General features: G+C 40.9%; 4 protein-coding genes. 1 reads left to right on the top strand and 3 read right to left on the bottom strand.

Going from position 1 to position 2,382, the window contains the following annotated elements:
* Positions 1-141 precede the first annotated feature (141 nt).
* On the top strand, positions 142-906 hold the full coding sequence (locus tag ACFQ2O_RS21260; protein ID WP_377532836.1) for an oxygenase MpaB family protein: 765 nt from the start codon (positions 142-144) through the stop codon (positions 904-906).
* Between the two features lie 354 nt (positions 907-1,260).
* On the opposite strand, the gene ACFQ2O_RS21255 is transcribed toward ACFQ2O_RS21260, so the two are convergent.
* From ACFQ2O_RS21255 to ACFQ2O_RS21245, 3 genes are all read right to left on the bottom strand, one after another.
* On the bottom strand, positions 1,261-1,719 hold the full coding sequence (locus ACFQ2O_RS21255; protein WP_377532834.1) for a cold shock domain-containing protein: 459 nt from the start codon (positions 1,717-1,719) through the stop codon (positions 1,261-1,263).
* 53 nt (positions 1,720-1,772) lie between these two features.
* Complete coding sequence (locus ACFQ2O_RS21250; RefSeq protein WP_377532832.1) at positions 1,773-2,000, bottom strand: hypothetical protein; 228 nt, start codon at positions 1,998-2,000, stop codon at positions 1,773-1,775.
* 107 nt (positions 2,001-2,107) lie between these two features.
* Positions 2,108-2,299, bottom strand: a complete 192-nt coding sequence (locus ACFQ2O_RS21245) for a cold-shock protein (protein ID WP_377532830.1) — start codon at positions 2,297-2,299, stop codon at positions 2,108-2,110.
* Positions 2,300-2,382: the final 83 nt, after the last annotated feature.

Below are 2,382 nucleotides of genomic sequence, written 5' to 3'. Positions count from 1 at the left end.
ATTGTTTGTTTCTCTATGTGCTTGTAAAGCAGTGGTAACTACAGCATTTAAATATGTCTTTATTTTTCTACTGCGGCCCACTTTGCCAACGCCTTTTATTCCTCATTCGCACGTTTTAAGTATAGAAAGTGTTTCTAAACCATGACTTATTTTGTAAATCAAGCGTCTGTGGTGAGGGAAATATGGGGCAAGAGCGATACGATTCTTTTTATTTTCGCTGGCGCCTCAGCTGAGTTTGCATTGAACAAAGCAGTAGACTGGCTATACTTTACTGGCCGACTTCCTGCCGATCCTTTAGCGAGACTTTTTTCTACGGTAGCCTATGCCAGAAAAATTGTTTTTTCAGCTAGCGATGATGCGCACACCGCAATAGATAAGATGGCTGCCATACATGCCGGTGTAGAGTCGGCACGTGGTATGGCTATACCTGATAGTGCCTATCGCGATGTGCTGTTTATGCTGATAGATTATTCGATACGGTCTTTTGAACTTCTGGAAAGAAAATTAACAGAGGTGGAGCAGGCAGAGGTTTTTGATGTTTTCTACAGGGTAGGTAGCAGAATGGGTATTAATGGCTTGCCCTCTACTCTGCAGGAGTGGCTTGTTATGCGGGAACAGCACCTGGCGCAGAATCTTCAGAAGAGCGACCTGACGCAAGACCTTTATAAGCAGTATGAAAAGCACTTGGGCTGGGTTAGGTATAAACTGCTGCTAGAGGCACAAAAGCTGGTGGTACCCGAAACTGTGTCGGGTTTGCTGGGCTTAGGCAAATTATCATTTCTTGCCCCTGTAGTTCCTGCCTATAAATTTAGCCGCCGGCTAAAGCTGGAATGGCTGCTCAAAAACCTGATACTTCCACCTGCTTATAAAGCGGAGATAAAAGCGCTTGACCAACAACCGGCCTAAGTGCTATAGTACCAGCTCATCAAAATTAAAAGAGCCCATTACCTTTCAAAGATAATGGGCTCTTTTACTGTCTGTGTCCGGAGGGCTTGTGGCATACTATTTAAGTACGCGTTACCAGCCCTTGCGGTAGACTACTTTTATGGTGATTACAAGCTGTAGCTACTCTTGACGGGTGCACACACGGTTTATGCACTACAAACCGCTATGTTCTTATATTTTAAAGCTATGCACAGCAAGAATAGCTTAGCGATATATGGACAGGTCTCCGATGCCTGTAAAACATAAGCAGGGGAGAGTCCCGGTATAATCAAGTTTGGGATGGCACCTATAACGGGCACCACAAGAAGGGGGCGCTTAAACGGCGGCTTTAACCCTTACAGCATTAAGGCCTTTTTGACCCATTTCAACTTCAAAGGTAACTTTGGCATTTTCGCCTACCTTATCTATCATTTCGTTCTGGTGAACAAATATGCTTTCCTGCGTCTCATGGTCTTTGATAAAACCATATCCTTTAGAATCATTGAAAAAAGTGATAGTTCCTTTTCTGATGCTATCAGCCGGATCTATATCTGCTTGCTTGGAAACACTTATCTGGATGTCTTCCTGCTTGATAACAGCTTTTTTCTTGGTTGGGTCTGGAGGAGTAGAGGTGATGTTGCCATTTTCATCTACATAGGCTAACATTTCTTCGATACCTTTCCCTTTGTCAGAATTAGCTTGACGCTCTTCTTTCTTTTGCTCTTTGTCTTGTCTTTTCTTGAGCCTTTTCTTTTCTTTTTCTTTCTTACTGAATGTTTCTTGAGATCTACCCATTGCTATTTTTTATAATTAGTGCAGTATTGCTGAAATTCATTTGTTCTGTCAGGCTAGTACCTGAACAGGAAGTTGGTGCTGTTACGAATCCACTTTTCAAAAAAAGCGTTATCGTTGTACTCACCTGTTAGTAACTCGAAATCATCTTCCTTTTTATTTGTACGGGTATCCATGAATCCGGATAACGAATCCTGGTTGGTAGGCTCCCATACCTGGCCTTTTTGTAATGCCACACACAGGTACTCGCGTGTTGTAGTATCAACTAAATATCTTCTGTTCATCTTGTTGTAATTTTAAATTCGAAGTGAAAACAGGACCTACTTTCGTAGACAAATAAAAAAGCCTTACTTCACGTAAGGCTTTTTTATTGATAACTTATATAGCGAAACTAAGCACGCTTAACGTTAACCGCGTTTAGTCCTTTTCTTCCTTCTTGCAGGTCGAAAGTTACCTCGTCATTTTCTCTGACATCATCAACTAGTCCAGATACGTGTACGAAGTACTCTTGATCTGAATTTGCTTCTTTAATAAAACCGAACCCTTTCGAGTCATTAAAGAATTTTACTGTTCCGTTATTCATATTGTGTTTTTTATTATATACCTACTACATTTGAGAAGGCATATACGTTCATTTTTTTACAAATTAAGTAAAAAATATTGAAT

This window comes from Pontibacter rugosus (genome assembly GCF_042678745.1).
Classification (GTDB): Bacteria; Bacteroidota; Bacteroidia; order Cytophagales; family Hymenobacteraceae; genus Pontibacter; species Pontibacter rugosus.
The sequence above is the reverse complement of the archived record's forward strand: the minus strand, read 5'-3'. Positions and strand labels throughout refer to the sequence as shown.